Annotated in this window: 21 protein-coding genes and 2 tRNA genes; 11 read left to right on the forward strand and 12 right to left on the reverse strand. The window is 40.8% G+C overall.

Annotation, left to right across the window (positions count from 1 at the left end; all coding sequences use genetic code 11):
- Positions 1–2: 2 nt before the first annotated feature.
- From AB5217_RS01835 to AB5217_RS01845, 3 genes are all read right to left on the reverse strand, one after another.
- Entirely contained in the window at positions 3–554 is a 552-nt protein-coding gene (locus AB5217_RS01835; RefSeq protein ID WP_368112652.1) for a DUF3332 domain-containing protein, read from the reverse strand.
- Positions 555–647: 93 nt separating this feature from the next.
- Positions 648–1,097, reverse strand: a complete 450-nt coding sequence (locus tag AB5217_RS01840) for a DoxX family protein (protein ID WP_004295892.1) — start codon at positions 1,095–1,097, stop codon at positions 648–650.
- Positions 1,098–1,187: 90 nt separating this feature from the next.
- Positions 1,188–1,622, reverse strand: a complete 435-nt coding sequence (locus tag AB5217_RS01845; RefSeq protein WP_004295893.1) for a copper resistance protein NlpE — start codon at positions 1,620–1,622, stop codon at positions 1,188–1,190.
- A gap of 144 nt (positions 1,623–1,766) precedes the next feature.
- Here AB5217_RS01845 and AB5217_RS01850 point away from each other — a divergent pair, with 144 nt between their 5' ends.
- The gene (locus AB5217_RS01850) at positions 1,767–2,015 is read left to right on the forward strand and encodes a DUF6965 family protein (RefSeq protein ID WP_004295894.1); all 249 of its coding nucleotides are present in this window, start codon (positions 1,767–1,769) and stop codon (positions 2,013–2,015) included.
- A gap of 112 nt (positions 2,016–2,127) precedes the next feature.
- Here the strand turns inward: AB5217_RS01850 and AB5217_RS01855 are convergent, their stop codons facing one another.
- Positions 2,128–2,550, reverse strand: a complete 423-nt coding sequence (locus AB5217_RS01855; RefSeq protein WP_004325893.1) for a BT0820 family HAD-type phosphatase — start codon at positions 2,548–2,550, stop codon at positions 2,128–2,130.
- A gap of 96 nt (positions 2,551–2,646) precedes the next feature.
- Here AB5217_RS01855 and AB5217_RS01860 point away from each other — a divergent pair, with 96 nt between their 5' ends.
- The 4 genes from AB5217_RS01860 to AB5217_RS01875 all read left to right on the forward strand — a co-directional run bounded on the left by AB5217_RS01860 (position 2,647) and on the right by AB5217_RS01875 (position 5,187).
- Positions 2,647–4,035, forward strand: coding sequence for a peptide MFS transporter (locus AB5217_RS01860; protein ID WP_004295896.1), 1,389 nt, complete (start codon positions 2,647–2,649; stop codon positions 4,033–4,035).
- Positions 4,036–4,117: 82 nt separating this feature from the next.
- Positions 4,118–4,921 carry an MBL fold metallo-hydrolase gene (locus AB5217_RS01865; protein WP_004295897.1) on the forward strand — a complete coding sequence of 268 codons (804 nt, stop codon included), beginning with the start codon at positions 4,118–4,120 and terminating at the stop codon, positions 4,919–4,921.
- Positions 4,922–5,009: 88 nt separating this feature from the next.
- Positions 5,010–5,082: transfer RNA gene (locus tag AB5217_RS01870), tRNA-Lys, on the forward strand.
- A gap of 32 nt (positions 5,083–5,114) precedes the next feature.
- Positions 5,115–5,187, forward strand: a tRNA-Lys gene (locus AB5217_RS01875).
- A 152-nt stretch (positions 5,188–5,339) separates the two neighbouring features.
- On the opposite strand, the gene uxaC is transcribed toward AB5217_RS01875, so the two are convergent.
- On the reverse strand, positions 5,340–6,746 hold the full coding sequence (gene uxaC / locus AB5217_RS01880; protein WP_004295898.1) for a glucuronate isomerase: 1,407 nt from the start codon (positions 6,744–6,746) through the stop codon (positions 5,340–5,342).
- Positions 6,747–6,944: 198 nt separating this feature from the next.
- Here uxaC and AB5217_RS01885 point away from each other — a divergent pair, with 198 nt between their 5' ends.
- Together AB5217_RS01885 and AB5217_RS01890 are read left to right on the forward strand one after the other, a co-directional pair.
- Positions 6,945–8,012, forward strand: coding sequence for a substrate-binding domain-containing protein (locus tag AB5217_RS01885; protein WP_004295899.1), 1,068 nt, complete (start codon positions 6,945–6,947; stop codon positions 8,010–8,012).
- A gap of 26 nt (positions 8,013–8,038) precedes the next feature.
- Positions 8,039–9,478: a tagaturonate reductase gene (locus AB5217_RS01890; RefSeq protein WP_004295900.1), complete on the forward strand. Its 1,440-nt coding sequence runs from the start codon at positions 8,039–8,041 to the stop codon at positions 9,476–9,478.
- Positions 9,479–9,553: 75 nt separating this feature from the next.
- Here AB5217_RS01890 and AB5217_RS01895 read toward each other — a convergent pair whose 3' ends face one another.
- Together AB5217_RS01895 and AB5217_RS01900 are read right to left on the reverse strand one after the other, a co-directional pair.
- Complete coding sequence (locus tag AB5217_RS01895; RefSeq protein WP_004295901.1) at positions 9,554–10,087, reverse strand: FHA domain-containing protein; 534 nt, start codon at positions 10,085–10,087, stop codon at positions 9,554–9,556.
- A gap of 18 nt (positions 10,088–10,105) precedes the next feature.
- The gene (locus AB5217_RS01900; protein WP_032843457.1) at positions 10,106–11,191 is read right to left on the reverse strand and encodes an SPOR domain-containing protein; all 1,086 of its coding nucleotides are present in this window, start codon (positions 11,189–11,191) and stop codon (positions 10,106–10,108) included.
- 90 nt (positions 11,192–11,281) lie between these two features.
- Between AB5217_RS01900 and rfbC the strand changes: the two genes are divergently transcribed.
- From rfbC to AB5217_RS01915, 3 genes are read left to right on the forward strand one after another with little or no spacing between them, the layout of a single operon-like run.
- Entirely contained in the window at positions 11,282–11,830 is a 549-nt protein-coding gene (gene rfbC, locus AB5217_RS01905) for a dTDP-4-dehydrorhamnose 3,5-epimerase (RefSeq protein ID WP_004295903.1), read from the forward strand.
- Positions 11,831–11,856: 26 nt separating this feature from the next.
- Entirely contained in the window at positions 11,857–13,170 is a 1,314-nt protein-coding gene (locus AB5217_RS01910) for a UDP-glucose dehydrogenase family protein (protein ID WP_004295904.1), read from the forward strand.
- 36 nt (positions 13,171–13,206) lie between these two features.
- Complete coding sequence (locus AB5217_RS01915; RefSeq protein WP_004295905.1) at positions 13,207–14,004, forward strand: DUF4738 domain-containing protein; 798 nt, start codon at positions 13,207–13,209, stop codon at positions 14,002–14,004.
- 51 nt (positions 14,005–14,055) lie between these two features.
- Here the strand turns inward: AB5217_RS01915 and AB5217_RS01920 are convergent, their stop codons facing one another.
- Positions 14,056–15,324: a DEAD/DEAH box helicase gene (locus tag AB5217_RS01920; protein ID WP_004295906.1), complete on the reverse strand. Its 1,269-nt coding sequence runs from the start codon at positions 15,322–15,324 to the stop codon at positions 14,056–14,058.
- 46 nt (positions 15,325–15,370) lie between these two features.
- The gene (serB, locus tag AB5217_RS01925) at positions 15,371–16,600 is read right to left on the reverse strand and encodes a phosphoserine phosphatase SerB (RefSeq protein WP_004295907.1); all 1,230 of its coding nucleotides are present in this window, start codon (positions 16,598–16,600) and stop codon (positions 15,371–15,373) included.
- A 266-nt stretch (positions 16,601–16,866) separates the two neighbouring features.
- Between serB and AB5217_RS01930 the strand changes: the two genes are divergently transcribed.
- Positions 16,867–17,370: a thioredoxin-like domain-containing protein gene (locus AB5217_RS01930; protein WP_004295908.1), complete on the forward strand. Its 504-nt coding sequence runs from the start codon at positions 16,867–16,869 to the stop codon at positions 17,368–17,370.
- A gap of 232 nt (positions 17,371–17,602) precedes the next feature.
- Here the strand turns inward: AB5217_RS01930 and AB5217_RS01935 are convergent, their stop codons facing one another.
- From AB5217_RS01935 to lon, 3 genes are read right to left on the reverse strand one after another with little or no spacing between them, the layout of a single operon-like run.
- Positions 17,603–18,700, reverse strand: a complete 1,098-nt coding sequence (locus tag AB5217_RS01935; protein ID WP_004295909.1) for an LptF/LptG family permease — start codon at positions 18,698–18,700, stop codon at positions 17,603–17,605.
- Positions 18,701–18,703: 3 nt separating this feature from the next.
- Complete coding sequence (tgt, locus tag AB5217_RS01940; protein WP_004295910.1) at positions 18,704–19,834, reverse strand: tRNA guanosine(34) transglycosylase Tgt; 1,131 nt, start codon at positions 19,832–19,834, stop codon at positions 18,704–18,706.
- Complete coding sequence (gene lon, locus AB5217_RS01945) at positions 19,831–22,296, reverse strand: endopeptidase La (RefSeq protein WP_004295911.1); 2,466 nt, start codon at positions 22,294–22,296, stop codon at positions 19,831–19,833. The genes tgt and lon overlap by 4 nt, the downstream gene beginning before the upstream one ends.
- Positions 22,297–22,350 lie beyond the last annotated feature (54 nt).

Here is a 22,350-nt window from a genome sequence, read left to right on the forward strand (position 1 = left end):
TTTTAGCGGGCGGCAAACATAAAATTGCTCATTGTAGCCTGGCGTGCTGCCAGCATGCCTTGAGCATCCAGCGTTACATTCATCTTTTCGCCATTTGGCAAGAACAAATCAGCAGTGCCATCATTGTTCATTTTTACTAATTCAGCGCTTTCACCGTTTGCAACGACATTCCATGTGTTGGCTTCTTTGTTGTAGATCAGGTCCATTGAAGCAGTTTCGCCCTCTTTAGTAATGGAATATCCATTCTCAAGAGTTTTCACCATGTAGTTGCCGTTTTCTCCTTTTACTTTCTTTACGTCACCTACATTAGCCATCGGATTGGAGCCACTCCAGAATTCGATTGAGTTGATAACTAAAGCATCAGCCAGGTAAGCTACACCATAAACCGGAACAATGTTGAAAGCAAGGAATACGAGTTCGTTTACAAACTTGTTTCCAACTGATTGATTCCAGGAAGACAGGCGGTTGAATAAACCAAATGATCCTACACAAGAACTGAATAATAAGCTACCACTAAGTACTACTGCGACTAAAGTCAGTTTTCTTCTTTTCATGTTAAAATGTTTTTGATTAATAAAAAATATTGATAATTTCTCTCTTATGTGTATGCAAATATAATATTTTTTAATTAATCGGGGCTATTATTTCTAATTTTTGTATACTCTTGACTTCCGCCGTGACAATTCGTTTCCTATGATATGGTCTATTGAAAATTTACCGGGACCGGCAATATACATCAATATAAATACAACTAAATAGATGAAGGCTAGCTCTTTAACCGCAAATACGTCATTAGCATGAACAACAAAGAAGGCTACTATCATTGTGAAAATCATCGGGATCATTGCCAAGCGATACAGGAATCCGATGATAAATGCCATCGAACATACGAGTTCGCCAAAAATTGCTAATCCGAGAGATAGGGGACTTCCTATTCCAAGCGGATCAGGAAATACTGCTGACATCTCCTGGAAGTTACTCCATTTCTGGATACCGTGGTTCATTAATAATATACCGAAGATGATCCGGACAGCCAATAGCAACAAAGATACTTTCGTTGTATTCGATTTTGTGGGAAATAAAAAACTATAAATCATAAGTTGTTCTATTTTTAAGTTTATATCTATTTATATAAACATAAAAAATCTTGAAATTGTTCTCTATTGATAGTAAAATTTGTTTGGACCTTATTCCTTATTTAAAACATAATGGTCTGCAAGTTCTCCGGTTATTTCTTGTTTATCCATTGTTAGTTTGCGTAAATGATTTTCTTCTACTTTATAATAAGAAAGTTCTCCGCCTTCTTCATTAAGAGTCAACAGGTTGTCTTTTAAAGTATATGTACCTTTTTCGTCAAATGAGCTGTCTCTATCGATATATACGGAATGGAGGCTGAATGTTTTGTCCGGATTTAATGTCAGGGTTGTTTCAATACCCGGACAATCGGCAGCGGGGAAAACTCCTTTATAAGTTCCTTCGTAATCAAGTGAATTTTCCGCATTATGGATATCGGTTACTTCGATTGAAGTACTGTCTGCACCGGCACTCTTGTTTGTTTTCGCGCTATTGTTGCATGCTGCCAAAAGAGCACATGAACATACTAAAATGAAAATTTTCTTCATAATTATTGTTTCTATTAGTTAGTCTAATTGAGTATATTGGACGTAAAGGTATAAATTTAAAATGGAATCTTTATAGTAAAAAGAAACGAACAACTTTATTTATGAATAAATAAACTTTGTATCTTTGCGGAAAATTCTAAAGATATGGCACAACATACTTATGACAATGAAGCTGTTCAGGAATTATTGAACTGGGCAAAAAAGATGATTGAGACAAAGAATTATCCTACAGAAAGATATCAGGTCAATAAATGTACTACCATTATTGATGGTAAATCGTATTTGGAATCTTTGATTGCAATGATTTCCAGAAACTGGGAGAATCCGACTTTTCATCCTACTATTGAGCAATTATGGGAGTTTAGGGAAAAGTGGGAAAATAAAGAAGCGTAGTAAATTGTGATTCAATGTTGAATGATAAATCATTTATGAATATAGAAATGCACTCTAATCATGTCAGATAAGAGTGCATTTCTATTTTATTAGTTTGATATTTATCAGCTTCCTAAAAAGGCAGCCATCTTTTCTTCTTTTTCAGGGATGTTTTTTCTTCTTCTCCGTTTTGGCTATAGATATCTGCAAACGTCTTTTTCTCTTTAATCATTTCGTAAATGACTCCCCAGTCTGGTAAACCACCCAGATTTCGATCGTCAATGAACATGTCGGCTTTCAACTTTCGAGAGAATCCCTGATGGCCTTTCTGCTCTTCAGGATAATCCTTATTAACGGCATAAAATTCTAAACCTCTGGATTTACACCATTCGACAGCTTCGTCCAGAAGTGCTCCTTCACGCACACTCCACAGTATTAAACGATGCTTTTCTTGTTGCAATAACTTCAATGTGTCAACAGCGAATGGAATCTCTTCACCAATGCGTGGATAACGATGTTCTACAATCGTTCCGTCAAAATCAACAGCTATAATCATAGTTTTTAATTACCTAATTTGGAACAAAGATACGGACAGTAAGCCAAAAAAACGTATCTTTGTCTCAAATTAACATTTTAATAAAAATATAAATACATGAACAATTCCCCTCAGCGTGCTGCTAAAGGCTTTACGAGAGCATTTTGGGTCAGCAACACAGTCGAACTGTTTGAGCGTATGGCATATTATGCCGTTTTTATCGTTCTCACTATTTATCTATCTTCCATTTTAGGTTTTAATGATTTCGAAGCAAGTATGATTTCCGGGCTTTTTTCCGGTGGATTGTATCTGCTTCCTATTTTTTCCGGTGCTTATGCTGACAAGATCGGTTTCCGGAAATCAATGATTATAGCATTTTCCTTATTATCCATCGGATATTTAGGGTTGGGTGTACTGCCCACTTTACTGGAAGCTGCCGGTTTGGTTAGTTATGGTGCCACTACTCAATTTAATGGTTTGCCTGATAGCTATACCCGGTGGATCATCGTGCCGGTTTTGTTTGTACTTATGGTGGGAGGTTCTTTCATTAAGTCCATTATCTCCGCTTCTGTGGCTAAAGAAACAACGGAAGCAACCCGTGCCCGTGGTTATTCCATATTTTATATGATGGTAAATGTGGGTGCTTTCACCGGTAAAACGATTATCGATCCTTTGCGTAATGTCATTGGTGAACAAGCGTATATCTATATTAATTATTTCTCCGGTGCGATGACAATAGTTGCTTTACTTGCTGTTATTCTTCTTTATAAATCGACGCATACGGCAGGTGAAGGAAAAAGTCTCCATGAGATTGGACAGGGATTTATGCGAATCATCACAAACTGGCGTTTATTGATTCTTATTTTGATTGTTACAGGTTTCTGGATGGTGCAACAGCAGCTTTATGCCACTATGCCTAAATATGTGATTCGTATGGCTGGAGAGACGGCAAAACCGGGTTGGATTGCCAACGTGAATCCGTTTGTGGTGGTTTGCTGCGTTAGTTTTATCACCCGTTTGATGGCCAAACGCAGTGCGATTACTTCGATGAATGTGGGAATGTTTTTGATTCCTATTTCGGCATTACTGATGGCATGTGGAAATTTGTTGGGTAATGATCTTATTACAGGTATGAGCAATATTACTCTGATGATGATTGCGGGTATAGTTGTGCAGGCGCTTGCCGAATGTTTCATTTCACCGCGTTATCTGGAATATTTCTCTTTACAGGCTCCGAAAGGAGAAGAAGGAATGTATTTAGGATTCAGTCATTTACATTCATTCCTTTCTTCTATTTTCGGTTTTGGTCTGGCGGGAATTTTGCTCACTAAATATTGTCCGGATCCGGCTTTGTTCGAGACGCGGGAAGCATGGGAGGCAGCTAGTGGAAATGCCCATTATATATGGTATTACTTTGCTGCTATAGGCCTGATTGCCGCTGTAGCGCTACTATTATTTGCAAAAATCACCGAATCCATCGACAAAAAGAAGGAGGCTTCTCGGTAATTCTCTGCTTTTTTATGTATATTTGCCGTCACTTTGCTGTAAAAGTTGACGGCATTTTGCATTTTAATAAAGAGGATAAAACATGAAAGTAAAATTTATAAGCCTGGCGAGTGGCAGTAGCGGGAACTGTTATTATCTGGGCACTGAAACCTATGGGATACTGATAGATGCCGGAATCGGCATACGTACTATCAAAAAATCACTGAAAGATTATAATATCTTGATGGATAGTATTCGTGCGGTATTTATAACGCACGATCATGCTGACCATATTAAAGCAGTGGGTAATCTGGGAGAAAAAATGAATATTCCTGTTTATACAACCGCACGTATTCATGCTGGAATTAATCGTAGCTATTGTATGACGGAGAAACTTAGCTCGTCAGTTCGTTATCTGGAAAAGCAAGAGCCTATGACGCTGGAAGATTTTCACATCGAATCTTTTGAAGTGCCACACGATGGAACGGACAATGTGGGGTATTGCATTGAAATTGATGGCAAAGTCTTTTCTTTCTTAACCGACCTTGGAGAGATTACTCCTACAGCTGCTCATTATATCAGTAAAGCCCATTATCTGATACTTGAAGCCAACTACGATGAGGAAATGCTCAAAATGGGGCCTTATCCTCAATATCTGAAAGAACGGATTGCAAGTAAAACCGGACACATGAGTAACTCTGATACTGCAGAGTTTCTGGCGGAAAATATTACTGAACATTTGCGATATATCTGGTTATGCCATTTAAGTAAAGACAATAATCACCCGGAGCTGGCTTATAAAACGGTGGAATGGAAATTAAAGAACAAAGGTGTTATTGTAGGCAAAGATGTGCAACTACTTGCTTTAAAGCGAAATACGCCTTCCGAGCTTTATGTGTTCGAATAAAGACGAAAAAAGATAGTAAAAAAGCTGCATGATTGTTTGGTCAAATAAAATAAAAGACCTACTTTTGCAACCGCAAACGAGGAATTAAGCACTCTTAGCTCAGTTGGTAGAGCAACTGACTCTTAATCAGTGGGTCCAGGGTTCGAATCCCTGAGGGTGTACAAATTCGACGTTGCAATAAAAATAAAATGTTGCACTCTTAGCTCAGCTGGTAGAGCAATTGACTCTTAATCAATGGGTCCAGGGTTCGAGTCCCTGAGGGTGTACAAAGATTATTAAAAGGAGAACTTAAAAGGTTCTCCTTTTTTGTTAAGAGCTTTTTGGGGTGTTACTGTTCAGCTGTAGGAATAAAAAATACCGCTACTCAAAGCTATATTCGACTTTGGTAGCGGTTTTTTTATAGTGTAACTACTATCTATTAGAACTTGAAGAAGTTCTTGGCATTGTTGTAGCTGATATCTTCAATCATTTGGTTTACACGCTCCATTTCAGATACCGGAATTTCTCCGTTTTCTACGTCACGTCCTACCAGGTTACACAATGTACGGCGGAAATATTCATGACGCGGGTAGGATAGGAATGAACGAGAGTCGGTCAACATACCTACGAAGCGGCTCAAAAGACCGAGTACTGACAAAGCATTCATTTGTTTTTCCATACCATCCTTTTGATCGAGGAACCACCATCCGGAACCAAATTGGATTTTTCCCGGGATAGAACCATCCTGGAAGTTACCCAGCATTGTTGCAATTACTTCGTTGGCGCATGGGTTCAAGTTGTAGAGGATTGTTTTAGTCAATTTGCCATTAGTGTTCAGGCGATCAAGGAATTTAGCCATTGCTTTGGCGGTTGTAAATTCACCGATAGAATCGAAACCTGTATCAGCACCCAGTAATTTAAACATCTTCGTGTTATTGTTACGAATAGCGCCGTAATGGAATTGTTGAGTCCATCCTTTTTCCCAGTCCATTTCACCGAAGATCACAAGCATTGCCGATTTGAATTTCAGAATTTCTTCCTTGGTCAATTCTGCGCCACCATATACCTTATTAAAGATGGCTTTGATTTCAGCATCTGTATAATCTTCTGCGTAGAATTCTTCAATACCATGGTCAGACAGACGGCAGCCTTGTTCTGCGAAGAAGTCATGACGTTTGCGTAAAGCAGCGATCATATCATCAAAGTTGGAGATGATAACACCACTTACCTCTGCCAGTTTTTCTACATAACTGCGGAAATCTGCAGGGACTTCTACAGCCATAGCCTTATCAGGACGCCATGTTGGTAACATCTTGATTTCAAATCCGCTTTCGCGTGTTTTGATATGATATTCCAATGAATCGATAGGATCATCCGTTGTGCAAACGGCTTCTACATGATAACGACGCATCATTCCACGAGCTGAATATTCGGGTTGAGACAGTTTCTCGTTACATTCATCGTAAATTTCACGTGCGGTTTGTGGATTCAATATTTTATTGATACCAAATGCCGTTTTCAGTTCAAGGTGAGTCCAGTGGTACAATGGGTTGCGGAAAGTGTAAGGTACTGTTTCCGCCCATTTTTCAAATTTTTCCCAGTCTGTGGTATCTTTTCCCGTACAGAAACGTTCGTCTACACCGTTTGTACGCATTGCACGCCATTTGTAGTGGTCACCGCCCAACCAGATTTCAGTCAGTGATTTAAACTTGTAGTCGTCAGCTACCATTTGAGGGATAAGGTGACAGTGATAGTCGATGATCGGCATTTTAGCCGCATGCTCGTGATACAACTTTTGCGCAGTTTCTGTTTGCAGCAAGAAGTTTTCGTCCATGAAGTTCTTCATTATTACTGTGTTTTAAGTATATAAAATTATTACTTTCTATATTTATACCTATATAGTATTGATTTTAAAGCTAATAGGCGTAAATCTTGTTTTAGTTTTATTAACCGTTATCGAACACAAAAATAGAAAATTTACTTGGAGTAACAAAATAATTCGTATATTTGCAGCGATTATTTATAATATTTAAGTTTTAGCACTATGGAGGACCAGAACTATACCATTAAAGACATTGCCCGTATGGCCGGTGTTTCCGCCGGAACGGTTGACAGGGTGTTGCACAATCGCGGTGACGTGTCTCCCAAAAGCAAAGCCAAAGTACAAAAGGTGTTGGATGAGATTCATTATCAGCCCAATGTGTTTGCTATCGGTTTGGCTGCTAAAAAGAAATATTCTTTCCTCTGTTTGATACCTTATTATATAGAGCATGATTATTGGCATTCGGTAGTAGGGGGGATTGAGCGTGTCCGGCAAGAATTACGTCCTTTTAATGTGAGTATAGATTATTTGTGCTATCACCATGGGGATGAGAAGAGTTATCAGGAAGCCTGCCTTTCTATAAAAGAAAAGAATGTGGATGCGGTATTGATTTCTCCGAATTTTCGGGAAGAGACACTGGCGCTGACAGCCTATTTACAGGAAAATAAGATTGCTTATGCTTTTGTCGATTTCAATATGGAAGAAGCGAAAGCGTTGACGTATATCGGGCAGGATTCATATAAGAGCGGATATATCGCAGCGAAAATATTGATGCGCAATTATTCGGCAGGAGAAGGCCAGGAGTTGGTTTTGTTTTTAAGTAACAATAAAGATAATCCGGCTGAAATACAGATGCAACGCCGTTTGGATGGTTTTATGAGTTACATTGCCGAAGAATATAATAACTTGGTAATCCATGAGGTAGTACTTAATAAATCCGATCAGGAAAGTAACCAACAGACATTGGATGAGTTTTTTCAGGCGCATCCGAAGGCTTTACTGGGAGTTGTATTTAATTCCAGAGTGTATCAGTTGGGAGAGTATCTTCGTCATGCGGGACGTAGCATGAAAGGACTGATAGGATATGACCTTCTGAAAGCAAACGTAGATTTATTAAAATCCGGTGATGTGCATTATTTAATCGGGCAACGTCCGGGTTTGCAAGGATATTGTGGGGTGAAGGCTTTGTGCGATCATGTCGTGTTTAAGAAGTCTGTTGAACCTGTAAAATACATGCCTATTGATATCCTGATAAAGGAAAACATTGATTTTTATTTTGAATTTGTATAATATCAACTTTATAAATTACAACTAACATGAAAGCATTAAACAAAGAAACTGCTCCTAAAACACAACGTCCGGAGCGTATTATCCAATTTGGCGAAGGTAACTTTTTGCGTGCATTTGTAGATTGGATTATTTATAACATGAACCAGAAAGCTGATTTCAACAGCAGTGTAGTAGTGGTTCAACCGATTGATAAAGGTATGGTCGATATGCTGAATGCACAGGATGATCTTTATCATGTAAACCTTCAAGGATTGGATAAAGGAGAGGCTGTTAACAGCTTGACAATGATTGATGTAATCAGCCGCGCTTTAAACCCATATACTCAAAATGACGAGTTTATGAAGTTGGCAGAGCAACCTGAAATGCGTTTTGTTATTTCAAACACTACAGAGGCTGGTATTGCTTTTGATCCGGCTTGTAAACTTGAGGATGCTCCTGCTTCATCTTATCCGGGTAAGCTGACTCAATTACTCTATCATCGTTTTAAAACATTCAATGGTGATAAGACAAAAGGTTTGATTATTTTCCCTTGCGAGCTTATTTTCCTGAATGGTCATAAGTTGAAAGAAACAATTTATCAATATATTGAATTGTGGAACCTGGGTAATGAGTTTAAAACTTGGTTTGAAGAAGCTTGTGGTGTATATGCAACATTGGTAGACCGTATTGTTCCGGGATTCCCGCGCAAGGATATTGCTGCTATCAAAGAAAAACTGCAATATGATGATAATCTGGTTGTTCAGGCTGAAGTTTTCCATTTGTGGGTTATTGAAGCTCCGCAGGAAGTTGCAAAAGAGTTCCCGGCTGACAAGGCAGGCTTGAATGTATTGTTTGTACCGTCAGAAGCTCCTTATCACGAACGTAAGGTTACTTTGTTGAATGGCCCGCATACTGTTCTTTCTCCGGTTGCCTATCTCTCGGGAGTGAATATTGTACGTGATGCTTGCCAGCACGAAGTGATTGGCAAATATATCCACAAGGTAATGTTTGACGAACTGATGGAAACTTTGAACTTGCCGAAGGATGAGTTGGAGAAATTTGCAAATGATGTATTGGAACGCTTCAACAATCCGTTCGTGGATCATGCAGTAACCAGCATCATGCTGAATTCTTTCCCTAAATACGAAACTCGTGATTTGCCGGGATTGAAGACTTATCTGGAACGTAAAGGTGAACTTCCTAAAGGACTGGTACTTGGTTTAGCCGCTATCATTACTTATTATAAAGGTGGTGTACGTGCTGATGGTGCTGAAATTGTTCCGAATGATGCTCCTGAAATCATGAACCTGCTGAAAGAACTTTGGGCAACAGGTTGCACAAAGAAAGTTGCCGAAGGTGTTCTGGCTGCAGATTTTATCTGGGGAGAAGATTTGAATAAGATTCCGGGATTGACAGAAGCCGTAAAAGCTGATTTGGATTCTATCCAGGAAAAAGGAATGCTTGAGACCGTTAAAGGTATTCTGTAATTAGAAGACTAAATAAAAAAATAGCGCCACTTGTTCAGAGAACAGTGGCGCTATTTTTTATTATCAGATTATTTATTATTCTTGTTCAGCCGTATGCAAAATAAATGTAGTAGCTCCAATTGTCACAATAGCGCCATCTTCAATGCGTACACGGTCTTTATCTCCCAGAATTTCATTCATAAGGAAAGTACCTGTGAGACTAGGAGCATCTCGTAATGTGTAGACTAGCTTTCCTTGCTTATTACGCTTTATATTGATGATGCAATGGCGTCGATCCATGCTCATATCACCACTTTCAATGGGAGTATTAATGTTTGTTCCTACACAACGGCGGCCTATGACATTGTCACCTTCCTGCAAGGGAAGTAACTGTTTAAAACCAAATACATTTTCGATAACAGTGATATATCCGAATTCTTCTTTATGAGATTCAGCTTCTTCTTCCAGGTTTTCTTCTTTTCTAAGAGCCTTAACTTTACTTTTTCCTAACCGGATACTGAATTGCTTGCCACAATGTTCGCATTCAAATACCAGTGATTGGCCTTCGCTATACTTGGTTTCATCAAAATAAAGATAATTCTCACATTTAGGACAAAGAACTCGTTTCATGCTTTTTAAAAGGGGTTTTTATTTAGCCAGTAACCAGGCATTCTTATAAGTTTCGTTTTTTCTTAGCTCAAGTAATTGCTTGGTCGCTTCATCACGGTTGTTGAATGAATCGATACTGACACGTACTTTACCATCAGTGTTCAGAGCTTTTGCATCTGCAAATCCTTTTGATTTTAATTGGTTCGCAATAACTTCTGCATCTTTTAGGCTGATTCCTCCTGCCACAATGATATGAAAAGGATGATTTGCACTTTCTTGAGATTTCACCGCAGGAGCAGGAGTCGCTGTTTCCTGTTTTACCACTTTCACTTCTCTTACTGCGATCGGTTTGGAAGTCTTGGCTTTATCCGTTGTATGCTTTTTAGCAGATGAAGTTTTGGTTGAAGCAGAAGAAGCAGAAAGCTTCTTTGCTTGTTGCGCAACATCGTTCTTAACATAAACAGGAGTTACTGCAACCGATTGCTTTTCTATTTGCTCAAAAAGCTCGCTGGGCAATAACTGTGCATAATTGTTCTTTTGAACGTCGGTATTCTCTACCGGAGTTGAAAAGGCAAAGAACAGTACGATGGCAGCAATCATTGCTGCAGCATTGCGGAGATACGCGCGGTTGATACTAATTTCAAAAGTCTTCTTTTCCTTTTCCTGATAAGTCGGTACCAATACTTTTTCTTTCTGCTGCAGAGCCGAAAGTTCATGTATTTCAAAAGAGTCGAGACCATACAATGAAGGAGTTGTTATCTTATAATCATAAGGAACGAACTCGTAGTTACCATAAATGTTATAATGAATCTCACCTATATTATCCAGATGGGCTTTCCCTTCCTCATGAAGGAGACCGATAAATTCGTTTACTTCTTTTTCTACTATACGGCTGGCGTCAGCAAAACTTGTGTCGTATGCTGACATATAAGATTGCACCAGTACGCCGTCATTCAGTTTTAATTGAGGATTAAAACCGATTGTACGGGTAGGAGGTAAAAATATATTTTCTTCCTTTACGCGGGTTGCGGGCGAATAATGTGCTACAAAACCACCAAATCCCGGAACAATGACGCAGTCGTTTTCCAGTAGTAAAGTCTCTATATGTTGTGCCAATTCAATCATGTCTGCAAAATTAAGAGATAAATTGAATATATCCCAGAAAACTTCGAAAAATTCACTACTTTTGCATCGTTTTATTTATCACTATCAATAATGAACTATATACAGACAGAAATAGACGGAGTATGGCTGATCGAGCCTAGAGTTTTCTCCGATGAACGGGGCTATTTTATGGAAGCCTATAAGAAAGAAGAGTTTGAAGCCAATATTGGTCCCGTAAACTTTATACAGGACAACGAGTCGAAATCATCTTTTGGTGTATTGCGTGGATTGCACTATCAAAAAGGAGAACATAGTCAGGCGAAACTGGTTCGTGTTCTTAAAGGAGAAGTGCTCGACGTTGCCGTTGATTTGCGTAAATCATCGCCTACGTTTGGAAAGCATGTTTGTGTATTGCTTAGTGAAGAAAACAAGAGACAATTTTTTATTCCCCGTGGTTTTGCTCATGGCTTTGCTGTCTTGAGTGAAGAAGCTGTTTTTACATATAAGGTAGATAACAAGTATGCTCCGCAGGCAGAAGCCTCTATTTTATATAATGACGAAGCATTGGGGATCGACTGGCCGTTGGCAGAGTCGCAAATGTTATTATCTGCGAAAGACAGAGAGGGAACTGCTTTCAAGGACGCCGTTTATTTTGAATGAATTTCTAAACAAACAATAGATTAAGTATGAAAATTGCAATCGTGGGAACAGGGTATGTGGGCCTGGTGTCAGGCACATGTTTTGCCGAAATTGGCGTGAATGTAACGTGCGTAGACACGAACAAAGAGAAAATCGAATCTTTGCAAAAGGGGAACATTCCAATTTATGAAAATGGATTGGAAGAGATGGTACTCCGTAATATGAAAGCAAAGCGATTGAAGTTTACTACCTCATTGGAAAGTTGTCTGGATGAAGTGGAAGTTATATTCAGTGCAGTTGGAACTCCTCCGGATGAAGATGGCAGCGCTGATTTGAAATACGTATTGGAGGTGGCCCGTACCATTGGTCGCAATATGAAACAGTATAAATTGGTAGTTACCAAAAGTACCGTTCCGGTAGGCACTGCCAGTAAGGTTCGTGCGGTTATTCAGGAAGAACTGGATAAGAGAGGCGTGACGGTTGATTTTGATGTGGCTTCTAATCCGGAATTCCTTAAAGAAGGAAATGCTATCAGTGACTTTATGAGCCCGGACCGCGTGGTAGTGGGAGTGGAGTCGGCACGTGCGGAGAAATTGATGTCCAAACTATATAAACCATTCTTATTGAATAATTTCCGTGTGATTTTCATGGATATTCCGTCTGCGGAAATGACTAAATATGCGGCAAATTCGATGCTGGCAACCCGTATAAGCTTTATGAATGATATTGCAAACTTGTGCGAGATTGTTGGTGCGGATGTGAATATGGTGCGTAGTGGGATAGGTTCGGATACTCGTATCGGACGTAAGTTTCTGTACCCGGGTATCGGATATGGTGGTTCCTGCTTCCCCAAAGATGTGAAGGCATTGATTAAAACAGCAGAACAGAATGGTTATACCATGCGGGTACTTACGGCTGTGGAAGAAGTGAATGAGAACCAAAAAAGCGTCTTGTTCGAAAAGTTAATGAAACAGTTTAATGGTGATTTGCAGGGTAAGACTGTTGCTTTGTGGGGATTGGCATTTAAACCGGAAACGGATGATATGCGTGAGGCTCCGGCATTAGTCCTGATCGATAAATTGCTGAAAGCAGGTTGTAAAGTACGCGCATACGATCCGGCTGCCGTGCAAGAATGTAAGCGCAGGATTGGTGATACTATCTATTATGCTTGCGATATGTATGATGCCGTACTGGATGCTGATGTGTTGATGTTGGTTACCGAATGGAAAGAATTCCGTCTGCCTTCATGGGCCGTTATCAAGAAAACGATGTCCCGGCAGATTGTGTTGGACGGACGTAATATATATGATAAAAAAGAGATGGAAGAACTCGGATTTATTTATCACTGTATTGGTAAATAAAAAAATAAGAGTATCTTTATATAAAAACTAAAATAGATGATGAAAAATGTGGCTGTATCGTTAATGGCAATCTTTTTCGCGGCATGTAGCGGCAATAAGAGTCCCCATTCTCTTCAACAAGAGAAAGAGGATCTTAGTGCAAAAGGACTACTGCAGGGAATTTGGCTGGACGATGAAACGGAGAGCCCGTTGATGCGTGTAGAAGGAGATACTATCTACTATGCAGATGTACAAAGTACTCCCATTGCATTTAAAATAATACGGGATACTCTTTATACTTATGGAAATGATACTACTTATTACAAGATTGATAAGCAGGCAGAACATATATTCTGGTTTCATTCCATAACGGATGATGTAATTAAGTTGCATAAATCCGAAGATGCCAATGATTCAATCTATTTTGTCCGTCAGGAATTAGTCATTCCGGCATATACGGAAGTAACCAAACGCGATAGTGTAGTGACCTATAATGGCACTCGCTATCGCGCATACGTATATATTAATCCTTCTAAAATGAGAGTCATCAAGACGACTTATTCCGAAGACGGGATTAGCATGGATAATGTATACTATGATAATGTGATGCACATTTGTGTGTATGAAGGTAAAAAGAGCCTGTTTGCCAGCGATGTTACCAAACAGATGTTTGACAAAGTACTTCCTGTCGATTTTCTGGAGCAATCCATCCTGTCAGATACAAAGTTTATGAAAGTAGACCGGAACGGTTTTCATTATCAAGCTGTCCTGGCCATTCCGGAAACTTCCATATATAGCATTGTAAATATGGAAGTAAGTTTTAAAGGAGATTTGACTATCACTTCATCCAAATAAAAAAGCACCATACATTCAGATCGTATAGTGCCGGATTAAAAAAGCCTTGCTTTAATTTTGTCTGGGGGGAGACGGACGGTTATTTCTCTTTCCTCCGTTATTATTATTCCTTTTTCCCCGGAAATCTTTTCTTTTGTAGTTGCCACCCTTGCCCTTGCTAAAAGAACGCGGTTTGTATTCCGGAGCTTCTCCCAATTCTTCAGGAATAGGAATTTTATAAATCTCTTTTTCCAGGAAGTTCTCAATACTTTTGAAGTTACTTTGTTCTTTCTCGCTGATGAACGTAAGTGCTACACCATCATTGTTGGCACGTGCTGTACGTCCGATACGGTGTACATAGTCTTCGCTGTCGTGAGGCACGTCGAAGTTGATAACCAGGCGGATATCATCGATATCTATACCACGTGCAACGATGTCCGTAGCTACCAATATATTGATTCGTCCGGCTTTAAACTCATGCATAACAGTTTCCCGTTGAGCCTGTTCCAGATCCGAATGCATTTCCCCTACGTTCAGTTTCATGGATTTCAAAGCCTTGGCTACTTCCTTGACCTTGATTTTAGAAGATGCAAAGACAATCACACGTTCCGGAACTTCATCCATAAAAAGACTGCGTATGATTCCCAGCTTTTGATTTTCGTAGCAAACGTATGCTGCCTGAATAATCTTTTCTGCAGGTTTGGAAACTGCGAGCTTTATCTCTGACGGATTATTTAAGATTGTGTTTGCCAATTGCTGAATCTTTGCAGGCATTGTTGCAGAAAACATGATTGTCTGTCGTTCCTTCGGCAGATATTTCGCAATTTGCATGATATCTTCATAGAATCCCATGTCGAGCATCCGGTCTGCTTCATCCAGAATAAAATAAGAAACCTTGGAAAGATCTACATATCCAAGGCTTAAATGGGCGATCAGACGTCCGGGAGTAGCAATAACAACATCAGCTCCTAAAGTGAGTCCTTTTTTCTGTTGTTCGAACAATATTCCATCATTTCCACCGTATACGGCAACACTCGATACCGGCATGAAATAGGAAAACCCTTCCATTTGCTGGTCGATCTGTTGGGCCAATTCCCGGGTAGGAGACATGATGACACAATTAATCGCATCTTCCGGATGTTTACCTTCAGATAATTTATTCAATACAGGCAGTAGAAACGCGGCCGTTTTACCTGTTCCTGTCTGTGCTACTGCGATCAAATCTTTACCCTCAAGTATGATTGGAATTGCCTGCTCCTGTATAGGCGTACATTCGTCAAATCGCATGGCATCAAGCGCCTCAAGCACATTTGCATTTAATTGTAGTTCGGAAAACTTCATTCTTTTATTTAATTTGTCAGCAAAGATAATCTATTTTTTGGTCTAATTACATATTCAAGTAAGAATCTTTGAATCCGAGGAAATAGAGCACTCCATCCAGTCCGATGGTGTTGATCGATTGCTTGGCATTTGCCACCACTTTAGGCTTTGCGTGGAAAGCAATTCCCAGTCCGGCAACCCCTAGCATAGGGAGGTCGTTAGCTCCGTCTCCTACGGCGATGGTCTGTGCAATATCCACCTTTTCCACTTGTGCAATGAGGCGGAGCAGTTCGGCTTTCCGTTTTCCGTCTACTACATCTCCCAGGTAACGTCCGGTCAGTTTGCCGTCAATAATTTCCAGTTCGTTGGCATAGACGTAATCTATACCGTATTTCTTTTGCAGGTATTGACCGAAATAAGTGAATCCTCCCGAAAGGATGGCGATTTTGTAACCGTACTTCTTCAATACATACATCAGCCGTTCTACGCCCTCTGTGATAGGCAAACTCTCGGCTATTTCCTGCATGACCGATTCGTCCAGCCCTTTCAATAGTGCTACACGGCGGGTAAAGCTCTCTGTAAAGTCTATTTCTCCACGCATGGCGCTTTCTGTGATGGCCTTTACTTCGTCGCCTACACCGGCACGGATAGCCAGTTCGTCAATCACCTCTGTTTCGATTAATGTAGAGTCCATATCAAAACAGATCAGACGGCGCATACGACGGTACATATTATCCTGTTGGAAAGAAAAGTCCATTTCCAGTTCGCTGGCCAACTTCATCAGCTTCTCCTGCATCGCAATGCGATCTTTCGGAGTACCTCTCACTGAAAATTCGATGCAAGCCCTGGTGCGTGCATCTGCCTGACATTCATCCAACGGGATACGACCTGTCAGACGTTTGATAGCATCAATATTCATGCCCTGCTCGGCCAATATGCTTGTAGCGGCAGAAATCTGTCGGGCGGAAAGCTTGCGTCCCAGAACCGTCAGGATATAACGGTTTTTCCCTTGCATACCTACCCAGTTTTCATATTGCTCGGTGGTGATAGGTTCAAACCGGATGGTCACTCCCAGAGAAGAAGCCTTGAACAACAGTTCCTTCATAATGAATCCGGAATGTCTTTCTTCACTCTTGAACAGGATACCCAGCGATAATGTATTATGAATATCTGCCTGGCCGATATCAAGAATCGTGGCATCATATTTGGCAAGGATTTCGGTCACGGAAGCAGTCAGTCCCGGGCGATCTTCGCCGGTAACTCGAATCAGAATCAATTCAGTATTTGATGGTTGCATAAAAAATAGACTTTAACGCTGCAAAAGTAGAGAAAAAAGTTCGTTTTTATGCTAAATAACATAAAAAGTTATACCCCAAAAGTAAGATTTTTGCTTATTTGCTTGGAAGTTAATTTAATATTTACTTACCTTTGCACCCGGTTTCAAAAATAAAGGCTCTGATAATCAGCGGATTCCTCTTCGCCTGATGCCTGAAAAGACAACGTTTCGGGAAGAAACCACTGTTTAAGGACAGTCCCGGATAGTATTAACTAAAACCGAATTACATGAAGCATGTAAAATGGATTTTTGTTGTATTACTGATTTGTTCCTTGACCGCTTTCGTTGAGAAAGACAAACCTACCGGAGGTTTGAGTGAGGGTGACGTAGCCCCTGATTTTAAAATCGAATCTACGTCAAACGGGCAACCCGCCTTTAAATTGGGAAATTTGAAAGGTAAATATGTGTTGCTAAGTTTTTGGGCAAGTTATGACGCGCAGTCCCGGATGCAAAATGTAAGTTTGAGCAATGCGCTTCGTTCTTCTCATAATGTGGAAATGGTTTCTATTTCATTTGACGAATATCAGTCAATATTTAAGGAAACCGTTCGTAAGGATCAAATAGTTACGCCCACTTGTTTCGTGGAAACAGAAGGCGAGGATTCCGGTTTATTTAAGAAGTACCGTTTAAACCGGGGATTTACTAACTATTTATTGGATGGAAATGGTGTAATTATAGCCAAAAACATCTCTGCTGCAGATCTTTCTGCTTATGTAAAAGAAGTCGGTTAACGATTTTAAGAATGTAAGGAGAAAGAGGGATTTTCCAAATCACCGTCAGGTGAAAATAATGGAGAATAGACAAAAGAGGAAATGGATACAACAAAAAAGTTCCGCCTACACTTGCATTAGCAAGAATAGGCGGAACTTCTACTTTTATACTCTTCGTTTATCCGGTGCATCCAAAACCTTAGGGCAATCTATGGATAGAATCCGTGAAGACTGCGGAAGGCTTGCCTACCTTTTATTTAGGTGCCTTCTGGTACAAGAAGAATGCGATACCCGCATAAAGGATATTAGGAATCCAGACTGCAACGGCAGGCGGCACATTTCCGTTCACGGCAAAGGTGGAAGTAATCGTCTGGAACAGGATATAAGAGAAACTTAATCCTAATCCGATACCCAGATGAAGCCCCATACCGCCTTTCGTTTTTCGGGACGAAAGCGATACACCGATGATAGTAAGGATGAAAGAGGCGAACGACATAGCGATTCGTTTGTGATATTCAATCTCAAACTCCTTGATGTTGGCAAATCCTCTTCGTTTCTGTTTGGCGATATAATCGCTTAACTCGGGACTGGTCAGCATTTCCTGCTGGTTTTTCATGATAAGAAAGTCAGAAGGTTCCATGTTGATGATAGAGTCTATCCGGTCTCCCTTAGTGATCTTTTCCTTTAAACCATCCAGTTCGCGTACCATATAATCGTGGATCGTCCATTTATGAACGGTGGTGGTATCGTAGGTAATCCGTCGTGCAGTCAAATGTGAAACCAGCTTTTTATCCACAAATTTGTCCAATGAAAAGCGGTTACCGGTTTTCATTGCGTTGTTATAGTTGTCGATATATGCAATCACTCCGCTATCCACTTCCAGCTGCACATTGCTTACCGAGTTTTGTTTCTTTGGTTTGATATACCGGTCTTCAAAATTCAGACGCGTAACACTTCCTTTCGGAATCACATACGAACTTAGTGTGAAAGTGACGAGGGCGATGATAGCGGCAGAAATCATGTAAGGGCGCATCATCCTCTTAAAGCTCATACCGGTGGAGAACATCGCAATAATTTCGGAGTTTTCTGCCAGTTTGGAGGTAAAGAAAATAACAGCAATGAATACGAACAACGGACTGAACAGATTGGAGAAATAGGGGATAAAGTTCATGTAGTATTCAAAGATAATTTTATCCCATGGAGCTTCATGCTCCATTAGTTTGTCCATCTTTTCGTTGAAGTCAAATACCACTGCAATAGAAATGATTAGTGCAATAGCAAATACGTATGTCCCCAAGAACTTCTTGATGATATACCAGTCCAGCCGTTTTATAAATCGATTGCTTTTCATTTCTTATAATCTAGTTGATACTCTTTTGACCATCATCGGTTTCCAGGTCGAGAAATCTCCGGCGATAATGTGCTTTCTTGCTTCCCCTGCCAGCCACAGATAGAATGCCAGATTATGTATGGAAGCGATTTGCATAGCCAGTAGCTCTTGCGCATGGAAAAGATGGCGCAAATAAGCCTTGCTGTATAATGTATCCACGCAAGAGGCTCCGTCGGCTTCGATAGGAGAGAAGTCCGTTTCCCATTTCTTGTTCCGCATATTGATAATGCCATCTTTGGTGAACAACATGCCATTTCGTCCGTTTCTTGTAGGCATAACGCAGTCGAACATATCCACGCCGCGTTCTATTCCTTCAAGAATGTTGACAGGAGTTCCGACACCCATAAGGTAACGGGGTTTGTCTTTGGGGAGTATTTCATTGACAATCTCGATCATTTCGTACATCTTGTCTACCGGTTCGCCTACCGCCAAACCACCGATGGCATTCCCGTCAGCACCTTTGGACGCTACAAACTCTGCAGATTGCTTGCGCAGGTCGGGATAAACACATCCCTGCACGATGGGGAAGAGAGACTGATTATAACCGTATTTAGGTTCTGTCTCGTTAAAACGTTGTATACAACGGTCGAGCCATCTGTGGGTTAATCCTAATGACTTTTTGGCATACTCGTAATCCGAGTCGCCCGGAGGACATTCGTCAAAAGCCATCATAATATCCGCACCGATGGTACGTTCTATGTCCATCACCTTCTCCGGAGTGAAGATGTGCTTGCTTCCGTCGATATGCGAACGAAATTCGGCTCCTTCTTCACGCAGTTTTCTGATTCCGGCTAATGAAAATACCTGAAAACCACCGCTGTCAGTCAGCATGGGGCGGTCGAAACCGTTGAAACGGTGCAGCCCGCCTGCTTTCTCGATCACATCCAGTCCCGGACGCAAATAGAGGTGATAGGTATTACCCAGAATAATCTGTGCCTGGATATCTTCTTTCAATTCGGTCAGATGTACTCCCTTCACAGTGCCCAGTGTGCCCACCGGCATGAAGATAGGTGTTTGTATCTGCCCGTGGTCTGTTGTTATCAGACCGGCACGGGCATTACTTTTAGTGTCTGTATATTGTAACTCAAATGTCATTCCTGGCTGGGTTTCTTAACAGATAAATCAATAGGATCCGCTACTTTCTCGTTAGTCAATGCAATAGCGAATACCTCTTTTATATCGTTTACATAGTGGAAAGTCAGTCCTTTCAAATAAATATCTTGAATTTCATCTATGTTCTTTTTGTTCTCGGCACTCATGATGATTTCCTTGATTCCGGCACGTTTGGCTGCCAATATCTTCTCCTTGATGCCACCCACAGGAAGCACTTTGCCGCGAAGAGTGATTTCTCCCGTCATGGCAATGTTGGCTTTCACTTTTCTTTGAGTCAGGGCAGAAGCCAGTGAAGTGGCCATCGTGATACCTGCTGACGGACCATCTTTCGGAATAGCCCCTTCAGGAACGTGGATATGGATATTCCAGTTATCAAAAATCTCTTCATTCAGACTAAGGACAGAAGCATGCGCCTTGATATATTCAAGTGCCAGCATAGCAGATTCTTTCATCACATCTCCCAGGTTACCGGTCAATGTAAGACGTCCGCCCTTGCCCCGGCTTAAACTGGTTTCTACAAATAAGATTTCGCCTCCGACAGCTGTCCATGCCAATCCGGTGACTACACCTGCGTAATCATTTCCCTGATACTTGTCGCGTGTATATTCCGGTGCTCCAAGGAAATCATACAAATCTGTCGGTTTGATTTCCGTCTTGGCGAAATAACCGTCCGTAGCATATTGACGGGCTGATTTGCGAAGAATCTTACCGATCTTCTTTTCCAGCTCACGAACACCGCTTTCACGGGTATATGACTCGATTATGGCTTCCAGTGTATCTTTGGGAAGTTTAATATCTGTCTTTTTAAGTCCGTTGGCTTCCAATTCTTTGGGGAGCAGATGCTTGCGGGCAATCTCTACTTTTTCTTCTGTGATATATCCGCTTACCTCAATCAATTCCATACGGTCGAGCAACGGGCCGGGGATTGTATTCAGGTTATTGGCTGTTGCAATAAACAATACCTTGGAGAGGTCATAGTCTACATCCAGGAAGTTATCATGGAAAGATGTATTCTGTTCCGGGTCGAGCACTTCCAGTAATGCAGAAGAAGGGTCCCCCTGACGGTCAGCACTGACCTTGTCTATTTCATCCAAGATGAAAACAGGATTAGAAGCACCGGCTTTTATCAAGCTCTTGATGATTCGTCCCGGCATAGCGCCAATATAAGTCTTACGATGACCGCGAATCTCTGCTTCGTCATGCACACCGCCTAAAGACATACGTACATATTTCCGTTTGAGCGCAGATGCGATGGATTTTCCAAGAGATGTTTTACCCACTCCCGGAGGGCCATACAAACAGATAATCGGTGATTTCATATCACCTTTCAGCTTCAATACGGCTAGATGTTCTAAAATACGTTCTTTTACTTTCTCCAGTCCGTAATGATCTTTGTTCAACGTCTTTTCTGCGTTTTTAAGGTTCAGATTGTCAGTTGTATAAGTACCCCATGGGAGATTGAGCATCGTTTGCAGATAGTTGAGCTGTACGCTGTAATCCGGAGATTGCGGATGAGTGCGTTCCAGTTTGGCAAGTTCTTTCATGAACGTGTCTCTGACTTCTAAATTCCAGCGCATTCTTTCTGCCTTCTGGCGCATTTCCTCTATTTCCTGCTCCTGACCGCCGCCACCCAGTTCATCCTGGATGGTCTTGATCTGCTGTTGCAGGAAGTATTCGCGTTGTTGCTGGTCGATATCTTCGCGGGCACGCATTTGGATGGATGCCTTGATTTCTGCCAACTGCACTTCACGGTTCAGAATTTCCAGTAAGTGATAAGTGCGTTCACGCAATGAGTTGATGCTCAACAAGTCCATCTTCTCATCTTTCTTGAACGGCAGGTTTGAGCAGATGAAATTGACCAGGAACATTGAGTTGTTGATATTTTTAATAGCAAACGACGAATCCTGATGCATCACATCTGATGATTTGATGTATCTCATTGTCAAGTCCTTGCAAGTTTCCACCAGGGCTTGAAACTCTTTATCATCTTTGCCAGGGACATCTTCCTCCAAAAGTTCTATTTCACCTTTCAGGTACGGATGAGTTTCGATGATGCTAGTCAGACTTAAACGTTTCATTCCCTGAAGAATGACAGTTGTTGTCTGATCGGGCATTTCCAATATCCGCACAATTCGTCCTACGGTACCGATATTGTGTAAATCTTCCAGTTTCGGATCTTCTGTATGTGCCGATCTCTGGCATACTACTGCAATATCTTTATGTTTCTTGTCAGCATCTCGTACGAGTTTCAGTGAAGACTTACGGCCTACCGTGATCGGCAGGAATACTCCAGGAAACAATACCATATTACGTAAGGGGAGTACCGGAAGAATTTCACCAGATTTCACATTTACATCAAATGCTTGTTCATCGTTCCCATCATAGTCTGTGATTAGCGAGAAGCTGTTATCGCCTCCATCTTCCAATAAATATCTTTCTTTCATCTTTTCGTTTTAATTTAGTTTATGCCATACTGATATGCATAAATCGTTTGCAAA

The organism is Bacteroides sp. MSSM.1001136sp1_RTP21357st2_D2_RTP21359_211015 (assembly GCF_040913205.1).
Taxonomy (GTDB): Bacteria; Bacteroidota; Bacteroidia; order Bacteroidales; family Bacteroidaceae; genus Bacteroides; species Bacteroides ovatus.

Excerpts from the sequence above, each read along its gene's own strand:
- AB5217_RS01835 (WP_368112652.1), bottom strand. The coding sequence starts at position 554 with ATGAAAAGAAGAAAACTGACTTTAGTCGCAGTAGTACTTAGTGGTAGC.
- AB5217_RS01840 (WP_004295892.1), bottom strand. The coding sequence starts at position 1,097 with ATGATTTATAGTTTTTTATTTCCCACAAAATCGAATACAACGAAAGTA.
- AB5217_RS01845 (WP_004295893.1), bottom strand. The coding sequence starts at position 1,622 with ATGAAGAAAATTTTCATTTTAGTATGTTCATGTGCTCTTTTGGCAGCA.
- AB5217_RS01850 (WP_004295894.1), top strand. The coding sequence starts at position 1,767 with ATGGCACAACATACTTATGACAATGAAGCTGTTCAGGAATTATTGAAC.
- AB5217_RS01855 (WP_004325893.1), bottom strand. The coding sequence starts at position 2,550 with ATGATTATAGCTGTTGATTTTGACGGAACGATTGTAGAACATCGTTAT.
- AB5217_RS01860 (WP_004295896.1), top strand. The coding sequence starts at position 2,647 with ATGAACAATTCCCCTCAGCGTGCTGCTAAAGGCTTTACGAGAGCATTT.
- AB5217_RS01865 (WP_004295897.1), top strand. The coding sequence starts at position 4,118 with ATGAAAGTAAAATTTATAAGCCTGGCGAGTGGCAGTAGCGGGAACTGT.
- uxaC (WP_004295898.1), bottom strand. The coding sequence starts at position 6,746 with ATGAAGAACTTCATGGACGAAAACTTCTTGCTGCAAACAGAAACTGCG.
- AB5217_RS01885 (WP_004295899.1), top strand. The coding sequence starts at position 6,945 with ATGGAGGACCAGAACTATACCATTAAAGACATTGCCCGTATGGCCGGT.
- AB5217_RS01890 (WP_004295900.1), top strand. The coding sequence starts at position 8,039 with ATGAAAGCATTAAACAAAGAAACTGCTCCTAAAACACAACGTCCGGAG.
- AB5217_RS01895 (WP_004295901.1), bottom strand. The coding sequence starts at position 10,087 with ATGAAACGAGTTCTTTGTCCTAAATGTGAGAATTATCTTTATTTTGAT.
- AB5217_RS01900 (WP_032843457.1), bottom strand. The coding sequence starts at position 11,191 with ATGATTGAATTGGCACAACATATAGAGACTTTACTACTGGAAAACGAC.
- rfbC (WP_004295903.1), top strand. The coding sequence starts at position 11,282 with ATGAACTATATACAGACAGAAATAGACGGAGTATGGCTGATCGAGCCT.
- AB5217_RS01910 (WP_004295904.1), top strand. The coding sequence starts at position 11,857 with ATGAAAATTGCAATCGTGGGAACAGGGTATGTGGGCCTGGTGTCAGGC.
- AB5217_RS01915 (WP_004295905.1), top strand. The coding sequence starts at position 13,207 with ATGATGAAAAATGTGGCTGTATCGTTAATGGCAATCTTTTTCGCGGCA.
- AB5217_RS01920 (WP_004295906.1), bottom strand. The coding sequence starts at position 15,324 with ATGAAGTTTTCCGAACTACAATTAAATGCAAATGTGCTTGAGGCGCTT.
- serB (WP_004295907.1), bottom strand. The coding sequence starts at position 16,600 with ATGCAACCATCAAATACTGAATTGATTCTGATTCGAGTTACCGGCGAA.
- AB5217_RS01930 (WP_004295908.1), top strand. The coding sequence starts at position 16,867 with ATGAAGCATGTAAAATGGATTTTTGTTGTATTACTGATTTGTTCCTTG.
- AB5217_RS01935 (WP_004295909.1), bottom strand. The coding sequence starts at position 18,700 with ATGAAAAGCAATCGATTTATAAAACGGCTGGACTGGTATATCATCAAG.
- tgt (WP_004295910.1), bottom strand. The coding sequence starts at position 19,834 with ATGACATTTGAGTTACAATATACAGACACTAAAAGTAATGCCCGTGCC.
- lon (WP_004295911.1), bottom strand. The coding sequence starts at position 22,296 with ATGAAAGAAAGATATTTATTGGAAGATGGAGGCGATAACAGCTTCTCG.